The organism is Rhodococcus sp. 15-725-2-2b, from assembly GCF_002259075.1.
GTDB lineage: Bacteria > Actinomycetota > Actinomycetes > Mycobacteriales > Mycobacteriaceae > Rhodococcoides.
This window is the reverse complement of the sequence record NZ_NPFL01000017.1, coordinates 295,765-319,309: the sequence shown is the minus strand read 5'-3', so window position 1 is coordinate 319,309 and position 23,545 is coordinate 295,765. Positions and strand designations below refer to the sequence as shown.

The 23,545-nt window shown below is 64.1% G+C and carries 22 protein-coding genes and 1 tRNA gene; 12 read left to right on the top strand and 11 right to left on the bottom strand.

Annotation, left to right across the window (positions count from 1 at the left end):
- Positions 1-64: 64 nt before the first annotated feature.
- Together CH306_RS19605 and CH306_RS19600 are read left to right on the top strand one after the other, a co-directional pair.
- Positions 65-1,006 (top strand): NAD(P)/FAD-dependent oxidoreductase, encoded by a 942-nt coding sequence (locus CH306_RS19605; protein ID WP_094647620.1) that lies wholly within the window; start codon positions 65-67, stop codon positions 1,004-1,006.
- Positions 1,007-1,050: 44 nt separating this feature from the next.
- Positions 1,051-1,479: a hypothetical protein gene (locus CH306_RS19600; RefSeq protein WP_094647618.1), complete on the top strand. Its 429-nt coding sequence runs from the start codon at positions 1,051-1,053 to the stop codon at positions 1,477-1,479.
- Here the strand turns inward: CH306_RS19600 and CH306_RS19595 are convergent.
- The 4 genes from CH306_RS19595 to CH306_RS19580 form a co-directional block, all read right to left on the bottom strand.
- A complete protein-coding gene (locus CH306_RS19595; RefSeq protein WP_094647616.1) occupies positions 1,476-2,150 on the bottom strand; it encodes a nitroreductase in 675 nt (224 codons plus the stop codon). The two genes, CH306_RS19600 and CH306_RS19595, sit on opposite strands and share 4 nt — an antisense overlap.
- A gap of 97 nt (positions 2,151-2,247) precedes the next feature.
- Positions 2,248-3,135: a MetQ/NlpA family ABC transporter substrate-binding protein gene (locus CH306_RS19590; protein ID WP_094647614.1), complete on the bottom strand. Its 888-nt coding sequence runs from the start codon at positions 3,133-3,135 to the stop codon at positions 2,248-2,250.
- 26 nt (positions 3,136-3,161) lie between these two features.
- Complete coding sequence (locus tag CH306_RS19585; RefSeq protein WP_032394457.1) at positions 3,162-3,866, bottom strand: methionine ABC transporter permease; 705 nt, start codon at positions 3,864-3,866, stop codon at positions 3,162-3,164.
- Positions 3,863-4,870 carry a methionine ABC transporter ATP-binding protein gene (locus CH306_RS19580; RefSeq protein ID WP_094647612.1) on the bottom strand — a complete coding sequence of 336 codons (1,008 nt, stop codon included), beginning with the start codon at positions 4,868-4,870 and terminating at the stop codon, positions 3,863-3,865. Before CH306_RS19580 ends, CH306_RS19585 begins: the two co-directional genes overlap by 4 nt.
- A gap of 170 nt (positions 4,871-5,040) precedes the next feature.
- On the opposite strand from CH306_RS19580, the gene CH306_RS19575 reads away from it, so the two are divergent.
- From CH306_RS19575 to CH306_RS19565, 3 genes are all read left to right on the top strand, one after another.
- On the top strand, positions 5,041-6,432 hold the full coding sequence (locus tag CH306_RS19575; RefSeq protein ID WP_094647610.1) for an LLM class flavin-dependent oxidoreductase: 1,392 nt from the start codon (positions 5,041-5,043) through the stop codon (positions 6,430-6,432).
- A gap of 216 nt (positions 6,433-6,648) precedes the next feature.
- Entirely contained in the window at positions 6,649-7,080 is a 432-nt protein-coding gene (locus CH306_RS19570) for a nuclear transport factor 2 family protein (RefSeq protein WP_094647608.1), read from the top strand.
- Between the two features lie 27 nt (positions 7,081-7,107).
- Positions 7,108-7,878 (top strand): SDR family NAD(P)-dependent oxidoreductase, encoded by a 771-nt coding sequence (locus tag CH306_RS19565; protein WP_094647607.1) that lies wholly within the window; start codon positions 7,108-7,110, stop codon positions 7,876-7,878.
- Between the two features lie 62 nt (positions 7,879-7,940).
- On the opposite strand, the gene CH306_RS19560 is transcribed toward CH306_RS19565, so the two are convergent.
- The 4 genes from CH306_RS19560 to CH306_RS19545 form a co-directional block, all read right to left on the bottom strand.
- Positions 7,941-8,924, bottom strand: coding sequence for a helix-turn-helix domain-containing protein (locus CH306_RS19560; RefSeq protein WP_256981220.1), 984 nt, complete (start codon positions 8,922-8,924; stop codon positions 7,941-7,943).
- Positions 8,925-9,180: 256 nt separating this feature from the next.
- Positions 9,181-9,252: transfer RNA gene (locus tag CH306_RS19555), tRNA-Val, on the bottom strand.
- 87 nt (positions 9,253-9,339) lie between these two features.
- Entirely contained in the window at positions 9,340-9,801 is a 462-nt protein-coding gene (locus tag CH306_RS19550) for a peroxiredoxin (protein WP_032394459.1), read from the bottom strand.
- 31 nt (positions 9,802-9,832) lie between these two features.
- Complete coding sequence (locus CH306_RS19545) at positions 9,833-10,255, bottom strand: DUF3052 domain-containing protein (protein ID WP_032394460.1); 423 nt, start codon at positions 10,253-10,255, stop codon at positions 9,833-9,835.
- A gap of 255 nt (positions 10,256-10,510) precedes the next feature.
- Between CH306_RS19545 and aceE the strand changes: the two genes are divergently transcribed.
- The 6 genes from aceE (at position 10,511) to CH306_RS19515 (ending at position 19,087) form a co-directional block, all read left to right on the top strand.
- Positions 10,511-13,330: a pyruvate dehydrogenase (acetyl-transferring), homodimeric type gene (gene aceE, locus CH306_RS19540; RefSeq protein ID WP_094647804.1), complete on the top strand. Its 2,820-nt coding sequence runs from the start codon at positions 10,511-10,513 to the stop codon at positions 13,328-13,330.
- 87 nt (positions 13,331-13,417) lie between these two features.
- Positions 13,418-14,797 carry a PucR family transcriptional regulator gene (locus CH306_RS19535; protein WP_230596653.1) on the top strand — a complete coding sequence of 460 codons (1,380 nt, stop codon included), beginning with the start codon at positions 13,418-13,420 and terminating at the stop codon, positions 14,795-14,797.
- A gap of 128 nt (positions 14,798-14,925) precedes the next feature.
- The gene (locus CH306_RS19530) at positions 14,926-15,834 is read left to right on the top strand and encodes an ACP S-malonyltransferase (RefSeq protein WP_094647603.1); all 909 of its coding nucleotides are present in this window, start codon (positions 14,926-14,928) and stop codon (positions 15,832-15,834) included.
- Positions 15,835-15,921: 87 nt separating this feature from the next.
- Positions 15,922-16,266, top strand: a complete 345-nt coding sequence (acpM, locus tag CH306_RS19525; RefSeq protein WP_045199610.1) for a meromycolate extension acyl carrier protein AcpM — start codon at positions 15,922-15,924, stop codon at positions 16,264-16,266.
- Between the two features lie 8 nt (positions 16,267-16,274).
- The gene (locus CH306_RS19520; protein ID WP_032394462.1) at positions 16,275-17,525 is read left to right on the top strand and encodes a KasA/KasB family beta-ketoacyl-ACP synthase; all 1,251 of its coding nucleotides are present in this window, start codon (positions 16,275-16,277) and stop codon (positions 17,523-17,525) included.
- Positions 17,526-17,653: 128 nt separating this feature from the next.
- Complete coding sequence (locus CH306_RS19515) at positions 17,654-19,087, top strand: acyl-CoA carboxylase subunit beta (protein ID WP_032394463.1); 1,434 nt, start codon at positions 17,654-17,656, stop codon at positions 19,085-19,087.
- Positions 19,088-19,290: 203 nt separating this feature from the next.
- Here the strand turns inward: CH306_RS19515 and CH306_RS19510 are convergent, their stop codons facing one another.
- The 3 genes from CH306_RS19510 to CH306_RS19500 form a co-directional block, all read right to left on the bottom strand.
- Positions 19,291-19,740, bottom strand: a complete 450-nt coding sequence (locus CH306_RS19510; RefSeq protein WP_094629932.1) for a cold-shock protein — start codon at positions 19,738-19,740, stop codon at positions 19,291-19,293.
- Between the two features lie 91 nt (positions 19,741-19,831).
- Complete coding sequence (locus tag CH306_RS19505) at positions 19,832-20,344, bottom strand: DUF3145 domain-containing protein (RefSeq protein ID WP_094647601.1); 513 nt, start codon at positions 20,342-20,344, stop codon at positions 19,832-19,834.
- A gap of 144 nt (positions 20,345-20,488) precedes the next feature.
- Positions 20,489-21,292 (bottom strand): serine hydrolase domain-containing protein, encoded by an 804-nt coding sequence (locus CH306_RS19500; RefSeq protein WP_094647599.1) that lies wholly within the window; start codon positions 21,290-21,292, stop codon positions 20,489-20,491.
- A gap of 85 nt (positions 21,293-21,377) precedes the next feature.
- Between CH306_RS19500 and CH306_RS19495 the strand changes: the two genes are divergently transcribed.
- Positions 21,378-23,513, top strand: coding sequence for a molybdopterin-dependent oxidoreductase (locus tag CH306_RS19495; RefSeq protein ID WP_094647597.1), 2,136 nt, complete (start codon positions 21,378-21,380; stop codon positions 23,511-23,513).
- Positions 23,514-23,545 lie beyond the last annotated feature (32 nt).

Sequence of the window (23,545 nt, the reverse complement as noted above, 5' to 3'; positions counted from 1 at the left end):
GACCGATATGTCCAGACAGCCGGTGGTACAGAGATATTCGGACGAATCCCGGCATACTGGACGGATGAACTCCGAAGCGGGCATCATCTCCGATCCGGTTACCATCATCGGTGCCGGCATAGCAGGCGCGGCCTGCGCGCGGGTTCTCCGCGACGCGGACGTACCGTTTCGCATCGTCGACCGAGGCCGCGCTCCGGGTGGGCGGATGTCCTCGCCCGAGTTGCACGGCCGTCGCGTCGATCTGGGAGCGGGCTACTTCACCGTCCGAGATCAAGAATTTGCGACGGTCGTGGCCGACTGGGAGTCGGGTGGATTGGCGCGTCAGTGGGCCAACACGTTCGGCATTCTCAAACCCGAAACGGCTCCGTGCACGACGACCGGCCCGGTTCGCTGGGCGACCCCGAACGGGCTTCGATCCTTGGTGCGAAACATGCTCGACGGCTTCGACATCGAACATTCCATGGAGCTGACCGACCTTCCCGACGGCCACGTCGTGGTGGCGATGCCGGATCCGCAGGCGACGCGACTGACCGCCGTTCCCGATGCCGTCGACTACGACCCGGTCATCGCGGTGGCGTGTGGATTCGACGGACTCGACATTCCCTTTCGAGACGCAGCGTTCGTCAACGATCATCCCGATATCGACTTCGTCGTCGACGACGGTGCCCGGCGCGGCGACGGCGCTCCGGTTCTCGTGGTGCACACGACGTCGGGGCGCGCGCAGCAGCATCTGGACAACCCCGACGGGGCGATCGCCCCGGTTCTCGACGCGCTACGCGAATTGTCCGTCGTCTCGGCGGACCCCGCGTGGACCCACGCCCACAGGTGGACATTCGCCAAGCCTGCGGCGCAACACGATTCCAACTTCCAGCTCCAGCACCAGGATGGACGACTCGTCGGACTGGCCGGCGATCAGTGGTGCGAATCCGGAGTGCCCCGGGTCGAGAGCGCCTGGCGTTCGGGCACGGACGTGGGCAGAGAACTCGTGCGACGTCTTTCGCACTGACGTTTGCCCGGCGTCGGACCACGAGCCGGATTAGGATCGCCCGCGTGCTGTCCGTGAAGTCGTACTCCCGCGAATACATCGACGCCTGCCGTGCGCGCCTCGATTCTCAGCTCGCCGCATACCGTGCGGTCGCGTCGAATCGAACGACGACGACTGCCGTGGACGAGGCATTCGACGTCGCCTTCTTCAACAATCTCGTCCTGACGCTCGAGGTCTATTTTCTCCACCGCATGCGCGGCCAGGAGAAGAAGAACGGCAATCCACTCAACGAGGTCCGAGTCCTGGCGGCGTCGATGACGACTGCCGACGACATCATGACCAGCGATCCGACCATAAATCTCGATCCTGCGAAAAGCATTCTCGGATACGCCGTCGGCGATCGAATCGCGCTCGACGAGAAGCAGTTCGTCGCATTGTCCGATGCGTTCTTCGCCGAGATCGAGACGAAGTTCGGCCCGCAGCTCGCTCCCTAGCTGCTGACGAATGTCACCGTCTCGTCCAGAGGCGCTCGGCTGGTACGGAATCCGTTGATCGGATGTGTGTCGTCGGGGTAACCGAAGGAGATGCCGGCCACCACTTTTCGGGTGTCCGGGATGTCGAACCATTCGTGCAGAAACGGTGAGTACGCCGCCAATGCTGCCTGCGCGATGGCCCCGAGACCGAGACTCTGCGCGGCAAGCAGAAAGGTTTGGAGGTACAACCCGCAGTCGACGGCCCCGTACACGCCCAGATCGGCGTCGGTGGTGATGATGGCCGCGTGCGGTGCGTCGAACAGCTCGTAGTTGCGGATGAACTGACGCGTCGTTGCCTCGGTGTCGGACTTGACCACCCCGATGCTCTCGTAGAGTGCGCCACCGCATTCGCGTCGTCTGGCTCGGTGCAGAGCGTTGTAGTTCGCCGGGAACGGGAAGTCCGGTTGCGGTGCCCCGGACGCCACGTGCTCGACCAAGGCCTCGGAGAACTTTCGGGTGGCATCGCCCTCGGTGACGATGATCTGCCACGACTGGGTGTTGGACCAGGAGGGAGTTCGCTGGGCGGCCGTGAGTAGCTGCTCGAGGACCTCGTGAGGGACCGGCTTCGGCAGGAACTGCCGGCACGAGTACCGCTCGTCGAGTAGTTCTGTCAGCGCGTCGTACCGGGTCACGTCGTCCGCCTCGTGTCAGTGCTGTCGGGTGCGGGTCGAAGGTAACACCACGGCTGCGCCCGACGGTCATGTGCTGGACCGTCGGGCGCAGCCCGGTCTACTGGAGAGGAAGCAGGATGTCCTTCACGCGCGGGTCGGTCGCCAGGAATTCCTGCACCGCCGGGTCCTTGAATGCGGCGACGAGATTCTTGATGTTGTCCGTATCTGCCCACCGGCTACCGATGGTCAGCTGGCCTGCGAACTCGTCCGGTGCCGGCGGGGCGAAGATCTGCTTTTCGACGGGAATGCCTGCGGCGAGGTAGTACTCGGTGTAGCCCACCGCCGCATCGAGATCCGGCAGTGCCCTCGATTGCGCAGCGAAGTCCAGCAGCGTGAACTTCAGATTCTTCGGGTTTCCGACGATGTCCTTCTGCGTGGCCGTCGACTTGTCGACAGCGGGATCGAGCGTGATCAGGCCGGCTCGCTCGAGTACCCACAGGCCTTGGGCCTCGTTGGCCGGGTCGGAGTACAGCGAAACCGTTGCGCCGTCCGGCAATTGAGCTGGGTCCGAGTACTTGTCGGACCACAGGCCGAATCCCCACCGGAACACCGGCGTTGCGGCCTCCTCCTGGAAGTCGGGGTTCGCTTCGAGGACCTGACCGAGCCACAGCTTGTGTTGGTAGACGGTTGCGGCCACCTCACCTTCGCTGACGGCGCGGTTGATGGTGTTGCTGTCTGCGAGTCCGCGGAATGCGACCGTGATGCCGTATTTGGGGGCAACCTGGTCTGCGACGAATTCGACGAGCGCCTGTTCGGACGCATTGCCCTCTGCTGTGGCGACGACGAGTGTTGCTCCCTCGGTGTCGTTGGCCGATGCGGTGTCGCCGAAGAACGCGATGCGGACGATCACGGTGAGGACGATCAGCACTACGACGGCAGCGATGATCCAGGGCGCTTTCCGGCGGTTCTTCAGCTCGAAGCCGTGCGCTTCGGTGGACGTTGTCATGGTGGATGGAACCTTTCGGGTGTGGTTCAGGCAGTGCGCACAGCGCGCTGATGAGGTGTGGTGAAGCGAACGAGTGCATCGCCGACGAGCTGTACGACGGCGACGGTGAGAATCAGGATGACGATCGTGGCGATCATGACGGTGTGATCGAATCGTTGGTATCCGTATGTGACTGCGACATAACCGATTCCGCCTGCGCCGATGGTGCCGGCGATGGCCGAGTATTCGATCATGGCAATGACGTTGATGGTCAGCCCGCCGATGATCGACGGAACCGCCTCGGACAGCTGCGTGGTGGTGACCTGCAGTGTGGAACCACCGGATGCCCGAGCGACGTCGACCACCGACGTCGGAACCGAGCGCAGAGAGTTCTCCACGATGCGGGTGAAGAAGGCGATGCCTGCCAACGACATCGGTACCACTGCCGCTGCGATGCCGATGTTGGTTCCGGTGATCCATCGGGTCACCGGAACCAGCGCGGCCATCAGGATCAGGAACGGCAACGATCGTCCGATGCTGACGATCCAGCTGACCGGCGTGTGCAGCACCGGGTTCTCGAACAGTCCGCCGGGACCGAGGTTGAACAGCACCGCTCCGAGTGGAACACCGACGATCACCACGATGGACATCACGATCCCGACCATCGTGAGGGTGTCGCCCAACGCGGGCAACAGTAGAGCCGGCAGTTCGTCGACCGGAACCTTGTTTCCTGCCGCGAGTACCGCGATCACGACGCGACTTCCAATACCGGATGATTCCCGTCGACGGAGCCGGACAACCCCAGCGCCGTGAGTGCATCAGGGACGCGTGCACTCAGGTGGCCACCGACGCCGATCGACGCGCTGCCGACCGTCACTCCGGCCACAACCTGCACGGACGCGCCCAACAACGCGACCTGCACGCCCAGATCCTGACCCAGCCTCCCGATCCAGTCCTGCGGAACATCGGGCGAATCGTAGGTGACCTTCCAGTGCACGTCGCCGGCTGCAGCCTGTGCGTCGTCACGCCGAGGGCGCAGCTCGTTGCCGAGCCGCGAGCGGTGGTCGGTCAACAGATCGACCAGCTTCCCCGATTCGACGATACGACCGTGATCGAGCCTGGCCACCGAATCCGCAGCTCGCAGAACGGTATCCATTTCGTGGGTGATGAACACGATGGCGAGGTCGAGATCACGACGCAGTTCACGCAGCAACTCGACCACCGATTCGGTGGTCTGCGGATCCAAGCCGGATGTCGCCTCGTCGGACAGCAACACCGACGGCCGAAGCGCCAGTGCGCGCGCGATTCCCACTCTTTGGCGTTGCCCGCCCGAGAGTTGAAACGGATAGCGAGCGGCTTTGTCGGACAGCCCTACTCGGTCGAGAAGCTCACCCACCCTTCGGGCCGTCTCGGCTTTCGTGGCCCCCAGGAAGTCGAGGGGCAATGCGACGTTCTCGGCCACGGTTCGGCGCGAGAGCAGACTCGACGACTGAAACACGGTGCCGATGCGCCGGCGCGCAACCCGAAGCTGCCTGACGTTCAACTGCGCGAGATCGTCCCCGTTGACGATCACCGAGCCCGAGGTGGGCCGCGTCAAGAGGTTGATACATTGGGCCAGCGTGCTTTTGCCGGCACCACTGGGGCCGACGACGGCCAGGATCTCGCCGGACTGCACCGTGAAATCCAGCCGGTCGAGGACGACGGTCGTGTTCTCCCCCGTCCCGTACGTCTTGGTCAATTGCGCTATTTCGATCATGCTCCGACGCTCTTTTCGCTGATGTGACGGCGCAACGATGAGCTACCGGCGACTCGATGACCAGCTATCGACTCATCACGATCCGAACTGTTCCCACCGGCCTAGGTCGTCGGTAGCGTCGCACCGCTGTCGATATCGAAGACAGATCGTCCCGCCGAAGGAGTTCCCCCGTGTCACGCGAGATCCGTTTCAATGCCTTCGACATGAACTGCGTCGCGCATCAGTCCCCCGGTCTCTGGCGTCATCCGCTGGATCAATCGTGGCGATACAAGGAACTCGGCTACTGGACCGATCTGGCGAAGCTGTTGGAGCGCGGCCTGTTCGACGGTCTGTTCGTCGCCGACGTCCTCGGCACGTACGACGTGTACGGCGGAAATCACGACGCTGCCATCCGGCACGGTGCGCAGATTCCCGTATCGGACCCCCTCTTGCTCGTCAGCGCGCAGGCCGCGGTCACCGAGCATCTGGGCTTCGGGATCACTGCGGGTACCGGATTCGAGCATCCGTATCCGTTCGCGCGACGGCTCTCCACGCTCGATCACCTCACCAACGGCCGGATCGGGTGGAACGTGGTCACCGGGTATCTGCCGTCGGCGGCGCAGAACATGGGCCACGACGATCAGCTGAAGCACGACGATCGCTACGACCACGCCGACGAATATCTCGAGGTGCTCTACAAGCTGTTGGAAGCATCGTGGGACGACGACGCGGTGATCCGCGATCGCGAGACCGGTGTGTTCACTGATCCCACCAAGGTGCATCGAATCGATCACCGCGGCAAGCATTTCACTGTCCCGGGCATCCACCTCGCCGAGCCCTCGCCGCAGCGGACACCGGTGATCTTCCAGGCCGGAGCGTCGCCGCGTGGCGTACGGTTCGCGGCGCAGAATGCCGAAGCGATCTTCGTCGGTGCACCGACGAAGGAGATTCTGGCGCAGACGGTTTCGAATATCCGTCGAGCCCTGCGCGATGCCGGCCGCGATCCGTACTCGGCACGGATCTATCAGCTACTCACCATCGTCACCGATGAGACATCCGAACTCGCCCATGCCAAGCACGACGAGTATCGGTCGTATGCCAGTCCCGAAGGTGCGTTGGTGTTCATGTCGGGCTGGATGGGCGTCGACCTGTCGCGGTACGCACTCGACGAGCCGCTGGGAAATGTCGAGAGCAACGCAATTCAGTCCTTCGCCGCGTCGTTCCAGTCGATCGGGGCCGACGGCAAGGAATGGACGGTGCGCGACATAGCCGACTGGGGTGGCATCGGTGGTGCTGGTCCGCGCATCGTCGGCTCCCCCGGCGAGGTCGCGGATCAACTGCAGGAGTGGGTGGACGAGACCGACGTCGACGGCTTCAATCTCGCCTACGCCATCACACCGGGGACATTCGAGGACGTGGTGCACTACATAGTCCCGGAATTGCAGCAGCGGGGTGTCTATCGCACCGAATACACACCGGGCACGTTGCGTCACAAGCTCTTCGGTAAAGGTGATCGACTGCCCGAGGAACATCGGGCGCGGCAGATCGTGCGGGAGGTCAGGAGTCGTCGCGCACAGGCGTGACCCACGACCGGACGCGTCGGGATGTGTGCGCATCCGTACCAGAACATCTGCACGCTCGTTCGATGCTGTTCGCCGATCTCGCGCTTGGATGAATTCTGTCACCCAACTCGGACGAGAACGACTCTCGCTCGTGGGGGTACCTCGCGAGGTCACTGTCGCCCTCCGAGTCTCAGTGCCGCCGCGCATCGGCGGCTCAGCCATTTCGACAGGAGCGCCATGACCGTTTCATCGGTAGAAGACGTGCACGCCATCCAAGAACTGAACGCTCGGTACAACTTTGCGGTGGACGAAACCGACGGTCCTGCATGGGCAGACTGTTTCACCGCCACGGGCGTGTTCAACGCCCTCCTTCCGGGCCAGACCCCCACTGGCACGGAGGAATTGCTCGGTTTCATGCCGATCGTCACCGAGGCATTCGGACGAATGCACCACCTCACGACCAACGAGATCATCACGGTGAACGGCAACGAAGCCACTCAGAAGTGCTATCTCCTCTTCTTCTCGGCGAAAGACGGACGCACCGAAGGGACGATCTGCGAGTACAACGACGCACTGGAAAAGACGGACAGCGGGTGGAAGTACTCGCGCAGAGACGTCACCGCGCACACCAAGATCGCTGACTTCACCGCCGTCACAGAAAACGTCTGACCACTCGCGAAACGAAGAAGGACAATCATGGATTTCGAAGACAAGGTCGTTCTGATCACCGGTGCAGCCGGCGGCATCGGCCATGCTGCGACAAAGGCGTTCGCCGAACAGGGCGCGACGCTGGTGTTGGTGGATCTGTCACTGTCGGCGCTGGAGAAGATCGCCGCCGATCTGGGCCTCCCCGAGAACCGATTGCTACTCGTGGCAGCCGATGTCAGGAGCGAAAAAGAGGTCGAAGGATACGTCGCCAGTGCCATGACGCGGTTCGGCAGGATCGACGTCTTTTTCAACAATGCGGGCGTGGAAGGTAAGACCGGAGCCTTGGTCGATACCGACGCCGAGACCGTGGACACGATCCTCGATGTGAACGTGAAGGGATCGTTCTTCGGCATCAAACACGTCCTGTCGACGATGATCACACAGAAGTCGGGCGCCATCGTCAATACGTCCTCGATGGCAGGGTTGATCGGCTTTCCCGCCCTCGGCGTCTACACCGCCTCGAAGCACGCTGTCATCGGCCTGACGCGCGTGGCCGCGTTGGAAGCGGCAGACAGCGGTGTCCGAGTGAACGCAGTGTGTCCCGGTCCGGTGAACACTCGGATGATGCGGGGAATCGAAAACGGCATGTCGGCCGGCAACCCCGCGGCAGCGAAGTCTCAGTTCGCCGACAGCACCGCGATCAAGCGGTACGCCGAGCCCGAGGAGATCGCACATGTCGTGCTCTTCCTGGCCTCGAACAAGGCGTCGTATGTCACCGGCAGCATCTTCACTGCGGATGGCGGCATGACCGGGATGTAGCCGACGGACACTCACCGCCCTGCAGGGCATGCTGTACCGGGCGGTGAGCACGTCCGCCGACGTCAGGACGACGCAGACGTGATCCTTCGACCGAGGTATTCCGAAGGCAAGCAACCTTTCTGCGTTCTGAAGACGCGATTGAGATGCGACAGGTCTGCGAAGCCCCACCGAGCTGCAAGGGTGGACATCGACGTCGGCCGGGTGGCCGAGTCGAGATCTGCTGCGCACGCCTCGACTCGCGACTTCATGACGGTTCGGGCGTACGAGAGTTCGGTCTCCTCGTACAGCTGGTGGAGCTTGCGTACGGAGATGGAAAAACGCCGCGCAGTTTTTTCGGCAGGCACCGACCCACATCGAATCTGTTCTGCCACATAGGCGTTGATCGCGGCTCTCATCTCGGCCCGGAGGCTTCGGCTGTCGCAGGTCCGTTCGTTCTCGCTCGGTCCGGCCGCTGATGCGATCAGTGTGAGCAAGGCCGAATTGGTGGCGAGGACATCCGCGCGCTCCATTCGATCGGCCCGTTGCCACACTGCACTCATCGCGGCACTGGCAACATGCGCGGACGCATTGGTCGGCGAGAACGATACTGCGGTTCTCCCATCCGAATCCGTGATCAGTGGCGTCAACATGCCGTTGGGGACCTTCATCGACAGCACTCGCCACGTGCTCCGGTAATCGAGTCCGAACGGTCGAGTCGCATCGAACAACGCGAAGTCGCCCGCGTTCACGACACACGTCCGGCCTGCCTGCCGCCCGACGCAGGTGCCTTCGAGGACCAAGTTCACGAACGTCACGTCCTCCGTGGTTCTTGCCACCTCCGATCGGCCGTGAAGATGGAGCTGGGGCTCCGACGCGATTTCCGCGAGCCGGATGGAACCCACCGGTGCAGCGCGAACCCATCCGGTCATCCCGCCCGGTGACGACGACGCCGTGGCGTGTGCGGCGGGGCGGCGGGGAAACAACGGCGTGAACGCGTCGCAGATCGCGTCGCGCCAGTAGCCGAATTGATCCGGCACCGGCAGATCTTCGGTCGTCCAATGCTCCATGGTCAAGCCCCGCCGGTATCGAAGTTCGCGCTGGTCCCACCGATGATGCTGCGCAGTCGTTTCCGGACCGTTGCACGTGAGGCGTCGACGCGTAACCGTCACCTCACGGCGATGACGAACAGGCTGTGAACCATCGCGAGAGTGGACGGGCAACCCAGAAGAGCGCATGCCGAACACGGACGAAATTCACCGTTACCGATGATGACCGGCCGGCCGAATCACGGCACCGAGACACCTGTGGCAGTTGAATCGAGGGTGGGCGCAGAGGGGTTCGAACCCCCGACCGCTGGTGTGTAAAACCAGAGCTCTACCGCTGAGCTATACGCCCGAGTACCGGTGGCCTGGGTACAACCCCGGGCCACCGGAACGCTTGGAGAAATTTATCGTGTCTGATCTCTAACTACAATTCCGCAGGTCAGCTCACTTGTGCGAGAGCCTCGGCCCACGACGAACTGTCGCGAGCCTCACCGGGTCCGTTCATTTCGGCGAACCGGATGATTCCGGATTTGTCGACCACGAACGTTCCACGATTGGCGAAGCCGGCGCTGTCGTTGAACACGCCGTACGCCTGAGCAACCTCGCCGTGCGGCCAGAAGTCCGACAGCAGCGGAAAGGTGTAACCCTGTTCTGCAGCCCAGATCTTGTGGGTCGGAGGCGGACCCACCGAGATTGCCAAGATCGCAGTCTCGTCGTTCTCGAATGTCGGCAACTCGTCGCGTACTTTGCACAGCTCGCCCTGGCACGTGCCGGTGAAGGCCAGTGGATAGAACACGAGCAGAACGTTTTTCACGTTCCTGTACGACGACAACGTGACCAGTTGGTTGTTCTGATCCTTCAGAGTGAAGTCGGGCGCAACCGCGCCAACCTCGATCGGCATCTAGAACCGTCTTCCTGTATCGAGCATCGACCTACCGCTTGGTGGCAGGGGTCTTGGGCTGAACCAGACGACTTCCGATCCAGTCACCGAGGTTTGCCGCAGAGGTCTGCGTCAATCCTGCGGTCGGGGCGGACTCGGCGATCTCGCTGGGTTCGACGTGACCGGACAGGCCGGTCTTGGGGCTGAGGACCCACACGATTCCATCGTCCGAGAGTGGCCCGATGGCATCCATGAGTGCGTCGACCAGGTCACCGTCTCCGTCGCGCCACCACAGCAGTACGACATCGATCACCTCGTCGGAATCCTCGTCGAGGGTCTCGCCACCGATCGCATCTTCTACGTCGGCGCGCAGATCATCGTCGGTGTCCTCGTCCCAGCCCAGCTCCTGTACGACCATGTCGCGAGTGATGCCAAGTTTCTGAGCGTAGTTCTGAGCGTCCGCCGCGGCGACCACGGTGGTGACCTCCTTGAATTGTGGGTGCAGTAGACAAAGCGAACAGGGTCGGAGCCGTTCGCGCAAGCTGACCGCGCCGAAATTGCGTACATAAATTTCTACTGGTGGGTATCGGACCTCTGTACTACCAGAACCGAGAAGATGTAGCAGGATTGGGAGGAATCACGAGAACGAGGAAAGTAGAGCGCCGTCACAGGGGCGCGCTACCGGACCGGACGCCACACCGAGCGTCCGCCACATTGAGGAGTGCACACGTTGTCCGAAGTGAACAGCGGCGAACGGCAGAACACATCGTCTGCAGGCAAGAAGGGCTCTGACGGCCGGGTCCGCGTCATCCGCGAGGGTGTCGCGTCGTACCTGCCCGATATCGACAACGACGAGACCAACGAATGGATCGAGTCGTTCGACGGCTTGTTGGAGAGGTCCGGCCCCAACCGCGCTCGCTACCTGATGCTCAGGTTGCTCGAGCGCGCCGGTGAGCGCCGCGTCGCGCTGCCGTCGCTGACGTCGACGGATTACGTCAACACCATTCCCACCGAGAACGAGCCGTGGTTCCCCGGCGACGAGTCGATGGAACGCCGCTACCGCGCCTGGATCCGCTGGAACGCAGCCATCATGGTGCACCGCGCGCAGCGCCCCGGCGTCGGCGTCGGTGGCCACATCTCCACGTACGCCTCGTCGGCTGCGCTGTACGAGGTCGGCTTCAACCACTTCTTCCGCGGCAAGGACCACCCGGGCGGCGGCGACCACATCTTCATCCAGGGTCACGCCTCCCCCGGCATCTACGCCCGCGCCTTCCTCGAGGGCCGCATCCCGGCCGAGCGCATGGACGGCTTCCGTCAGGAGGCCAGTCACGTGAACGAGGGCGGAGGACTGCCGTCGTACCCGCACCCCCGCCTGATGCAGGACTTCTGGGAGTTCCCGACGGTGTCGATGGGTCTCGGCCCGATGAACGCCATCTACCAGGCCCGCTTCAACCACTACCTCAACGACCGCGGCGTCAAGGACACCTCCGATCAGCACGTCTGGGCATTCCTGGGCGACGGCGAGATGGACGAGCCGGAGTCGCGCGGACTCGCGCACGTGGCCGCCACCGAGGGTCTGGACAACCTGACGTTCGTCGTCAACTGCAACCTGCAGCGCCTCGACGGCCCTGTCCGCGGCAACGGCAAGATCATTCAGGAGCTGGAGTCGTTCTTCCGCGGCGCGGGCTGGAACGTCATCAAGGTCGTCTGGGGCCGCGAGTGGGATTCACTGCTGCACGCAGACCGCGACGGCGCGCTCGTGAACCTGATGAACACCACTCCCGACGGTGACTTCCAGACGTACAAGGCCAACGACGGCGGGTACGTCCGCGATCACTTCTTCGGTCGCGATCCGCGCACCAAGGAACTGGTCAAGGATCTGTCCGACGACGAGATCTGGAACCTCAAGCGCGGCGGCCACGACTACCGCAAGGTGCACGCTGCCTACGCGGCGGCGATGTCGCACAAGGGCCAGCCGACGGTCATCCTGGCGCACACCATCAAGGGCTACACCCTCGGCAAGCACTTCGAGGGCCGCAATGCCACGCACCAGATGAAGAAGCTCACGCTCGACGATCTCAAGACGTTCCGCGATCTCCAGCACATCCCGATCTCGGACGAAGAGCTCGAGAAGGATCCGTACATGCCGCCGTACTACCACCCCGGCCCGGATGCTCCCGAGATCCAGTACATGCTCGATCGCCGCAACAAGCTCGGCGGATTCGTCCCCGAGCGGCGGGTCGACGTCAAGCCGCTCCCGCAGCCCGGCGACGACACGTACAAGACGCTCCGCAAGGGCTCCGGCAAGCAGGAAGTCGCCACCACCATGGCGCTCGTGCGCGTCATGAAGGAGCTGTTGCGAGACAAGGAGATCGGCCACCGAATCGTGCCGATCATCCCCGACGAGGCCCGCACGTTCGGTATGGACTCGTGGTTCCCGTCGCTGAAGATCTACAACCGCAACGGCCAGCTGTACACCTCGGTGGACTCGGAGCTGATGCTCGCCTACAAGGAGAGCTCGGTCGGCCAGATCCTGCACGAGGGCATCAACGAGGCCGGTTCGACGTCGTCGTTCACCGCGGTCGGTACCTCGTACGCCACGCACGGCGAGGTCATGATCCCGCTGTACATCTTCTACTCGATGTTCGGCTTCCAGCGCACCGGCGACGGTCTCTGGGCGGCAGCAGACCAGATGGCTCGCGGATTCGTGCTCGGTGCCACCGCAGGTCGCACCACGCTCACCGGTGAGGGTCTGCAGCACGCCGACGGTCATTCACTGCTGTTGGCCTCGACCAACCCGGCGGCCGTGGCCTACGACCCGGCGTTCTCGTACGAGATCGCGCACATCGTCAAGGACGGTCTGCGACGGATGTACGGCGGAACCGAAGGTGTCGAGGGCTTCGGCGGCGAGAACATCTTCTACTACATCACCCTCTACAACGAGCCGTACGTACAGCCGGCCGAGCCGGAGAACCTCGACGTCGAGGGTCTGCTCAAGGGCATCTACCGGTTCGCCCAGCCGCAGGAGGGCGACGGACCCGAGGCGCAGCTGCTGGCGTCCGGCGTCGGCATCGTGTCGGCCCGTAAGGCCCGCGAATTGCTGTTCGAGGAGTGGGGCGTTCGTTCGGCCGTCTGGTCGGTGACCTCGTGGGGCGAACTGCGCCGCGACGGTGTCGAGGCCGAGCAGGAGTCCCTGCGCAACCCCGGTGCCGACAAGCGCGTTCCGTTCGTCACCTCGGCCCTGGCCGACACCAACGGCCCGGTCATCGCGTCCTCGGATTGGATGCGTGCCGTTCCGGACCAGATCCGTCAGTGGGTTCCGGGCGATTACGTCACTCTCGGTACCGACGGATTCGGATTCTCCGATACCCGTCCGGCCGCGCGCCGGGTGTTCAACGTCGACGCCGAGTCGATCGTCGTCGCCACGTTGTCGGCTCTGGCGGCATCCGGTGAGGTCGACCGCTCCAAGGCCGTCGAGGCCGCGGAGAAGTACAAGATCGACGACGTCACCGCCGCTCCCACGTCGTACGCCGATACCGGTTCGGCGTAGGTTCGACCCCTGATCGCCCGACCCCCGTTCCACCTCGCGCGGCACGTCCAGCGCGAGGTGGGCGGGGGTCGGGCGTAGGTTCTCCTTATGTCCGATGCGAAGCCCGGTTCCCCGGACAGTGCGTCCACACGCGAAGTGTCCCGACGCGACGCCTATCGTGAGGCGTTGCGTGAGTCGTTGACCTCGGACAACGAAGTGCATCTTCCGGTCGCCTCACTGGCTCCCTCACGCCAGAAGCGCGATCCCCTGCCCGATGCCCTGCTGCGGCGGGTCAAACAGTTCTCCGGCCGACTCTCGACAGAAGCCGTCACCACGATGCAGGGCCAGTTGCCGTTCTTCGGCGATCTCGACGCGGCCCAACGCGCAAGCGTGCAGTTGTTGATTCAGACAGCCGTCGACAACTTTCTCGAATGGCTCAAGAACCCCAACAGCGATATCCGCTTCAGCCTCGACGCATTCCAGGTCATCCCCCAAGACCTGGCCCGCCGCCTCACTCTGCGCCAGACCGTCGACATGGTCCGAGTGGCGATGGAGTTCTTCGAGCAGTGGCTTCCGGCGCTGGCTCGCAACGATCAGCAGCTGGTGGCCCTGACCGAGGCCGTCCTACGGTACGGCCGCGAGCTCGGCTTCGCGGCCGCGTCGGTCTACGCCAGTGCGGCCGAATCTCGCGGTGCCTGGGACACCCGCCTCGAAGCTCTCGTCGTCGATGCCGTCGTGCGTGGGGACACCGGCTCGGACATGCTCTCGCGTGCCGCAACGCTGAACTGGGACGCCACGGCCCCCGCGACGGTGTTGGTCGGTACTCCCCCGGACGATCGGGGCGTCTCGGTGGTCGGAACAGTGCACGCCGTGGCGCAGAAGCACGGCCGCGCGGCACTCGCCGTGGTGCAAGGCACTCGGCTGGTGATGGTGGTCAGCGGCCAGATCGAGGACACGCCGGCCCACCACGCGTTCATCGAGGACATGTTGCAGAACTTCTCCGACGGTCCCGTGGTCATCGGCCCGACCACTCGCACCCTGGGCGCGGCGCACTCGAGCGCGGTGGAAGCCTTCGCCGGCATGCAGGCCGTCGCCGGCTGGCGTGGTGCACCGCGTCCGGTGCACGCAGGCGAGTTGTTGCCCGAACGCGCACTGCTCAACGACAGTGCGGCGATATCGGCGTTGAACGATCACGTGGTCGTTCCATTGGCGGCGGCGGGTTCTGGACTGGCCGACACCCTCGATGCGTATCTCGACTGTGGCGGAGCCGTCGAAACCTGCGCACGGCAGCTGTTTGTTCATCCAAATACCGTTCGGTATCGGCTCAAGCGCATCGCAGAGGTCACCGGTCGCGACCCCACTCACCCGCGCGACGCGTACGTGCTCAGGGTCGCGGCAACGGTAGGTAGGTTGGCTCGAACGCATCACGAACCGGCACATCCAGCCCCATATGTCACACAGGTCACATTCGGAGAAGTGGTTACGTAACGCTCCACCACCCTCCGGCGATAGCGAGTCCCCACGAGGCGATTTGTAGGGTTCCCACAAATTGCCTGTCGAGAGTTCATCGAGCGCGACATCACTCATTCGGCACCCGACAGTGTTCTCTTAACCCTGTGATTGCGTTGCTTGCGCCCGGTCAGGGCTCTCAGACTCCCGGCATGCTGTTGCCTTGGCTCGAATTGCCAGGTGCGGCAGACCGGCTCGCACTGTGGTCGAAGGCCTCGGGTCTCGACCTCGTCCGCCTCGGCACCACAGCAACCGCCGAGGAGATCACCGACACCGCGGTGACCCAGCCCCTGGTCGTGGCGTCGGCCCTGCTCGCCTTCGAGGAGATCGCATCGCGCGGCCTGTTCCCCGAGGACGCCATCGTCGCCGGGCACTCCGTGGGCGAACTCGCCGCCGCTGCCATCGCCGGCGTCATCTCCTCCGACGACGCCGTATCACTCGCCGCCGTCCGTGGCGCAGCAATGGCCAAGGCGTGTGCACTCGAACCGACCGGCATGTCCGCCGTGCTCGGCGGAGACGAAGCTGCCGTCCTGGCCCGCCTCGAAGAACTCGACCTCGCGCCGGCCAACGTCAACGCTGCAGGTCAGATCGTCGCAGCCGGCCTGCTCACCAAACTTGCCGAGCTGGCCGAGAGCGCGCCCGAGAAGGCTCGGGTTCGCGCGCTGCCGGTAGCAGGCGCGTTCCACACCAGATACATGGCGTCTGCCGGCGACACCGTTGCCGCAGCCGCTGCCGCGATCACTCCGTCGGAGCCGACGCGGACGCTGCTGTCCAACTCGGACGGTCAGCCGGTCGCCTCGGGTGCCGACGCACTGAACAAGCTTGCTGCTCAGGTCACTCGCCCCGTGCGATGGGATCTGTGCACTGCCTACCTGCGCACCGCGCAGGTCACCGGACTTGTGGAACTGCCCCCGGCAGGCGCACTGGTCGGCATCGCCAAACGCGAACTGCGTGGCGTTGCCAACCTCGGCCTGAAGACACCGGCGGACATCTCCACAATGGCCGAGCTCGGTTAGCTCGCCCCACACACTCCGCCGTCACACACTGCGGATCGCACTTCCACTCCCCGAGTGGCAGAAATGCACAATCGCGTCTCGAAGCACATGACTTCGGCGTTCTACACAGAAGAGAAGGGAGCCACAACAGTGGCCAGCCAGGAAGACCTCATCGCCGGACTTGCAGAGATCATCGAGGAGGTCACGGGCATCGAACCGTCCGAGGTGACCATCGAGAAGTCCTTCGTGGACGACCTCGACATCGACTCGCTCTCCATGGTCGAGATCGCAGTGCAGACCGAGGACAAGTACGGCGTGAAGATCCCCGACGAGGACCTCGCAGGTCTGCGCACCGTCGGTGACGCCGTCAACTACATCCAGAAGCTCGAAGCGGAGAACCCCGAGGCCGCAGAAGCTATCAAGGCCAAGCTCGACGACTCCGCGAGCGAGTGACAGGGCCCATGACCAACCCATCCACCGCCAACGGACGCTTCCCCAGTGTCGTCGTCACCAGCCTCGCTGCGACCACGTCACTTGCGGGTGACGTCGATGCCACGTGGAAGGGTCTGCTGAACGGCGACAGCGGAATCGCGAAGCTCGAAGACGATTTCGTCGCCGAGTACGACCTGCCTGTGCGGATCGGCGGACACCTCGCGGTGAACCCGCAGAGCCTGCTCTCGCGGGTCGAGATTCGTCGCCTGAGCTATGTCGAGCAACTGTCGACGGTCCTCGGCCGCGAGGTCTGGAAGAACGCCGGAACCCCCGACGTCGATCCCCTTCGCCTCGGTGTGTCGATCGGTACCGGCCTCGGTGGCGGAGATTCGCTGATCGACGCCAACGACAAGATGAAGGCAGGCGGCTACCGCAAGGTGTCTCCGCTCGCCGTTCAGATGGTCATGCCGAACGGCCCCGCAGCGGTCGTCGGACTCGAGCTCAAAGCACAGGCCGGTGTCATCACTCCCGTCTCCGCCTGCTCCTCGGGATCGGAAGCCATCGCACACGCGTGGCGGATGATCGTGATGGGCGACGCGGACATGGTCGTCACCGGCGGCGTCGAGGGCTATATCGACGCGGTTCCGATCGCCAGCTTCTCCATGATGCGGGCGATGAGCACCAACAACGACAACCCGAAGGGTGCGTCACGTCCGTTCGACAAGGACCGTGACGGCTTCGTCTTCGGTGAAGCGGGTGCGCTCATGGTCATCGAGACCGAAGAGCACGCCAAGGCTCGCGGCGCAACGATTCACGCCCGCCTGCTCGGTGCCGGAATCACCTCCGACGGGTTCCACCTGGTGGCTCCCGATCCGGAGGGCAAGGGTGCCGCGCGTGCGATGCAGCGCGCCATCGAGACCGCAGGCCTGCAGAAGTCCGACATCACCCACGTGAACGCCCACGCAACGGCAACTCCCATCGGAGACACCGCCGAGGCGCTGGCGATCAACAAGGCCGTCGGAAATCACGCAGCGGTGTACGCACCGAAATCCGCTCTGGGCCACTCGATCGGTGCCGTCGGCGCTCTCGAGTCGGTACTGACGGTGCTGGCAGTGCGTGAGGGAATCATCCCTCCCACACTGAATTTGGAGAACCAGGATCCCGAGATCGATCTCGACGTCGTCAAGGGCGAGCCCCGCGTCGGACAGATCGATTACGCGATCAACAACTCGTTCGGATTCGGTGGGCACAACGTAGCGCTCGCCTTCGGAAAGGCGTGATGCACTGAGTCGTTTCTTCGACTCGGTCGATCTCGCTCTCGCAGTGCATGATCCGGACCGGGGCCGTTCTCAGGGAACGGTTCCGGTTCGGGCCTCGCCCCCTCAGGGGCCCTGAAGAAGGACAAGCGATGACTATTCTGGCCCCTGTCACACGATCCGGTACCTCGACCGATCCCCGCGATCCACTCGCCCGCCTCGAGAATCTGTTCGACGCCGGAACCACTGTCCCGCTGCACGATCGGGACAAATCCGGCATCCTCGCAGCGTCCGGCGAGATCGACGGCGTCCACACCATCGCGTACTGCTCCGACGCCACCGTCATGGGCGGCGCCATGGGGGTCGACGGCTGCAAGCACATCGTCGCCGCCATCGACACGGCCATCGAGCAGCGCGCTCCGATCGTCGGCGTCTGGCACTCCGGAGGCGCTCGCCTCGCCGAGGGCGTCGAAGCTCTCCACGCCGTCGGACTGGTCTTCGAGGCCATGGTTCGAGCGTCCGGCCTCGTCCCCCAAGTTTCCGTCGTCCTCGGCTTCGCAGCCGGCGGCGCCGCCTACGGTCCTGCGTTGACCGACGTCGTCATCATGGCTCCCGAGGGACGTGTCTTCGTCACCGGTCCCGACGTCGTCCGCAGCGTCACCGGCGAGCAGGTCGACATGGCCTCGCTCGGCGGCCCCGACACCCACCACAAGAAGTCCGGCGTGTGCCACATCGTCGCCGACAGCGAGATGGACGCGTTCACCCGCGCCCGCCGTCTGGTGTCCATGTTCTGCGAGCAGGGCGACTTCGATATCGCCGCTGCCGAACACGGTGACACCGACCTCCGGGCACTGATGCCCGAATCGAACCGTCGCGCATACGACGTCCACCCGATCGTGCACGAGTTGCTCGACAACGTCGAAGGCGAGTCGACCTTCGAGGAATTCCAGGGCGGCTGGGCTCGCAGCATCGTGATCGGCCTCGGCCGTATCAGTGGCCGCACCGTCGGGGTCATCGCCAACAACCCCATCCGACTCGGCGGCTGCCTCAACTCCGAAAGTGCAGAGAAGGCAGCACGTTTCGTTCGGTTGTGCGATTCGTTCGGCATCCCGCTCGTCGTGGTGGTCGACGTTCCCGGATACCTCCCCGGCGTCAGCATGGAGTGGGAAGGCGTCGTCCGTCGCGGCGCAAAGCTGTTGCACGCCTTCGCCGAAGCCACCGTTCCCCGCGTCACCCTTGTCACTCGCAAGATCTACGGCGGTGCGTACATCGCAATGAACGCTCGCGCACTCGGTGCCACGGCCGTCTACGCCTGGCCCGGCTCCGAGGTCGCCGTGATGGGCGCGAAGGCAGCCGTCGGCATCCTGCACAAGAAGGCTCTCGCGGCCGCTCCCGAGGAGGAGCGCGAAGCACTGCACGATCGGCTCACCGTCGAGCACGAAAGCATCGCAGGTGGCGTCGAGCGTGCTGTGGCCATCGGTGTCGTCGACGAGGTCATCGAACCGAGCAAGACCCGCAGCACCGTCGCCAAGGCTCTCGCGGCCGCGCCCGCGGCACGCGGCAACCACAAGAACATTCCGCTCTGATCAACCGCCCTCGCTTGCGGCCCTGACTCAGCCCCCGCGCCCTCCCCCCGGCCGCGTGAATGGACCCTTGCAGCGCCCAGACGTATGCAATGGTCGATTCACGGTGTGGATCAATGCGACTCCGAGGCGCTCCGAGTGCAACGAAGCCACATTCATCCGTAACCGAACGGGCTGCAGGGCGGGATGAAGGGGCTACGCGTCGGTCAGTTCTCGATCCACTTGTGGTCGTGAGCCACTCGCAGCATCGCTGATCGGATGTCGAGGATCTGCGCTGCCGTCACGGTTCCGTTGGACGTGAGCAGTGCCTCGGTCACCTCGGCAGTGAAGTCCGCCTCGGACAGGACGTCGCAGATGACGTCTTCGAGGTTCTGATGGTCGGTCACCGGCACGGTGTGGTGGTACGGCACGTCGGGCTTGTGTCGGGTCACCAGCGCGGTCGATGCGGGACCGTCGATTATCTGTACCTGGGTGGCCTTGAGCCCTCGGTCACCGTCGACGGCGACGTACTCGACGCGAACACCCGGTGCCAACAGCCTCTTGTCGAAATCCAGATCGTTGACGTGGATGAACACGTCCTCGCCGCCCTCGTCCGGCGCTACGAATCCGTACCCCTTGAATTCGTCGAATCGAATCACTTTTCCGGTCGACAACATCGAACTCACCACTCCACGGTCGTTCCCACATGCCTACCCCAGGCACGCCCGCGAAACTACCGCGACACCGAACCCCCAGCAACTCTCACCATTAGCCCACGTTGCGGCTCAACCACGTCACTTCGGCTCCGGCTCCCCCGGTGCGGTACGGCTCGAGGGCGGCGTCCCAGTCCGACCCGAGAGCGTGCTCCACGGCCGCGGTGAGGTTGCCCTGGTTGTTCTCCATGAGGGCGCGCAAACGCATCTCGCCAAGGACCACGTCACCGTTCGCGCTCGTCGATCCACGCCACAGCCCCAGACCGGGTACGTGCGAGAATCGTTCGCCGTCGACGCCTTCGCTGGGGTCTTCGGTCACCTCGAAGCGCAGCATCTGCCACGAGCGCAGGATGCCGGCGAGGGTCGCCCCGGTGCCGACCGGGCCTACCCAGTCGGTGGTGGCGCGCAGCTGCCCGTCGGAGGCCGGCTGCGCAGACCACTTCAAATTCGCATGGCAATCGAGGGCGTCGGACAACGCCCATTCGACATGCGGGCACAACGCAGCGGGCGACGAGTGGATGTACAGGACACCCGACGTCGCTTCTGCGAACTGATTCGATCCACGCATTGCACTACCTCCAGCTTCGACGAGGGACGTCTTCCCCAACGACCTCGACATGCTTCGGCTGGCTGCAGTCAATCAACACGTATGTGTACTAGTGTGCCCCGAGTTACCCCTGTTGCGCCAGTGCAATCTGTGAACGATCGGCATTCACCCTGCAAGAACGGCATCGGAGAGTTCCGGCCACAGCGGTTTCGCCCAGTCTCCGAAGGCCCGGTCGGTCAACACCACGCATGCCGTCCGCACGGACGGGTCCACCCACAGGAACGTTCCGGCCTGACCGAAGTGACCGAACGTGGCCGACGAGTTGCCGCTTCCGGTCCAGTGCGGGCTCTTCTCACCCCGCAGCTCGAACCCGAGTCCCCAGTCGCACGGCCTGTGCGATCCGTACCCGGGCACGATGCCGTTGAGGCCGGGGAACTGCACGGCCGTCGCCGACGAGAGGGTCTGCGACGCGAGGAGCGTGGGTTCCAACAACTCCGCCGCGAACTTCTTCAGGTCCGCCAGGGTGGAGCTGGCACCGTGGCCTGCCGATCCCGGTAGCGCGGTGTTCGTCATCTGCAGTGGCCGGCACACGGCCTCGTCGAGGTAGTCCGGGAAGGCGATGCCTGCTTCGGTCTCGATCAGTTCGGCCAGTACCTCGAACCCGGAGCTCGAATAGATCCGCTTGGTGCCGGCCGGTGCCTGGACCGTGCGGTCGCCGAACGCCAGGCCCGACGCGTGTGCCAGCAGGTGACGCACCGTCGACCCTTCCGGCCCTGCGGTTTGATCGAGCTCCACCGCACCTTCCTCGACGGCGACGAGAACGGCGTACGCACTGAGCAGTTTGGTGACCGAGGCCAGCTCGTAGACGCGATCGGTGTCGCCGACCTCCTCACGAACTCCGGAGTCGGTGACGACTGCTGCACTGACGTGGTCGACGGGCCAGGAGGACGTGAGATCGAGGGTGGTCACGATTCACGAGCCTAATTGTCTGTCGATGACGGTGCCCCGGTCCCCCGCCGGGCTACGCTCGCAGCACATGAGTGGGAGGAATGCGATGTCGGTTGTGTATGGCTCGTGCAATCTGTGCGAAGCGATCTGTGGGCTCGAGTTCACGGTGGAGAACGATGCGGTCACGTCCGTCCGCGGTGACGAGAAGGACCCGCTCTCGCGCGGTCACATCTGCCCGAAGGCTCTGTCGCTGATCGACCTGCACGCCGATACCGATCGACTCACCACACCGGTCAAACGCGTGGGTGAGAAGTGGGAGAAGATCGGCTGGGACGAGGCATACGACCTCGTGATCGACGGCCTGATCTCGACGCGCAAGAAGTACGGGCGCAATGCGGTCGGTCTCTATCAGGGCAACCCCAACGTGCATTCGATGGGTGCGATGACCCACGGCATTCCCTTCACCTCGCTCCTGCGAACGCGTAATCGATACTCCGCCACCTCGCTGGATCAGCTCCCGCATCAGCTCGTCGATCACCTGCTGTACGGGCATCAACTGCTGCTGCCTATCCCCGACATCGACCGCACCGACTTCTTCCTCGTACTCGGCGGCAACCCGATGGCGTCGAACGGCTCCATGATGACCGTCCCCGATTTCGCCAAGAGAGCGCGGGCACTGCGTAAACGCGGCGGACGCCTGGTCGTGGTCGATCCACGCAAGACCGAGACCGCCGACATCGCCGACACGCACTTCTTCGTGCGCCCCGGCACCGATGCATTGCTCCTACTCGCGATGATCCACGTCATCGTCGCCGACGGCACCGTGCGCGTGGCCGACTACATCGACGGTGCCGATCGCATCGCCGACCTCGTCGCCGAATTCACCCCCGAATCCGTTGCTCCGGTCGTGGGGATCGCCGCGGAGGACATCTCGGCCCTGGCACGTGATTTCGCGTCGGCGAAGTCCGCGGTGGCATACGGCCGAATGGGGGTCTCGACCCAGCAGTTCGGCACCGTGTGCCAGTGGGCGATTCAGGTACTGAACATCATCACCGGCAATCTCGACCGCCCCGGCGGTGCCATGGTGACCGATCCTGCGATCGATTTGATCAAGCAGGGCATCGTCGGCCGCGGACATTTCGACAAGTGGCGCAGCCGCGTTCGCGACCTGCCCGAGTTCGCAGGCGAATACCCCTGCTCGACGCTCGTCGACGAGATCACCACCGAGGGCAAGGACCAGATCCGCGCGATGGCGGTTCTGTCCGGCAACCCGGTGCTGTCGATGCCCGGCGGTACCACCCTGAACGACGCGTTCGCGGGTCTCGATTTCATGGTGTCGTTCGACTTCTACATCAACGAGACCTCGCGTCATGCACACGTGATTCTGCCGCCGACGATGTCTCTCGAACGCGACCACTACGATCTGATCTTCAATTCCTTCGCGGTACACAACACTGCCAAGTACATGCCGGCGGTCCTGCCCAAGAAGGCCGACGCAAAGCATGATTGGGAGATATTCCGAGACCTGTCACTCCGCTACAAGAGCGCGATGACCGGTTCGACGATCGGTCGAGTGAAGTCGCGATTGACTCCGAAGAGCGTGATCAGCGAGGCGCGCCTGCGCCTGTCGCCCGCGCGCACCCTGGACATCCTGCTCCGCAGCCAACGAAAAGGATTGTCGCTCAAGAAGCTTCGAGCCAACCCCCACGGTGTCGATCTCGGACCCCTGCGGCCCGGCTTCCCGCAGAAGCTGAAGACGCGGGACAAGCGGGTGCAGCTGATTCAGGACATCGTTGTTGCCGAACTTCCCGCGTTGGTGGACCTGATGCACTCGAGCGCCGTTGCGACCGGGGACGAGTTGTTGCTGATCGGTCGGCGACACCTGCGCAGCAACAACTCCTGGATGCACAACACCGCCCGGCTCACCAAAGGCAAAGCGCGACATCAGCTTCTGGCCCACCCGGACGACCTGGAACACCGCGGCATCGAGGACGGGGCGATGGTGTCGGTGACCTCCGCCGCCGGAACCGTCGACATCGAGGTGGCGGCCTCGGACAAGATGATGCCGGGTGTGGTGAGCATGCCGCACGGCTTCGGGCATCAGCGCCCCGGCGTGGAGCTGTCCGTTGCCACGACGGTGACCGGCCCCAGTGTCAACGACATCACCGACCCGGGCCGAGTCGACGCCGTCTCGGCCAATGCGATCCTGAACGGGGTCCCGGTGCAGGTGAGGGCGAAATAGCGCCCCGATGAACCGTCGAGGCGACGGGATTC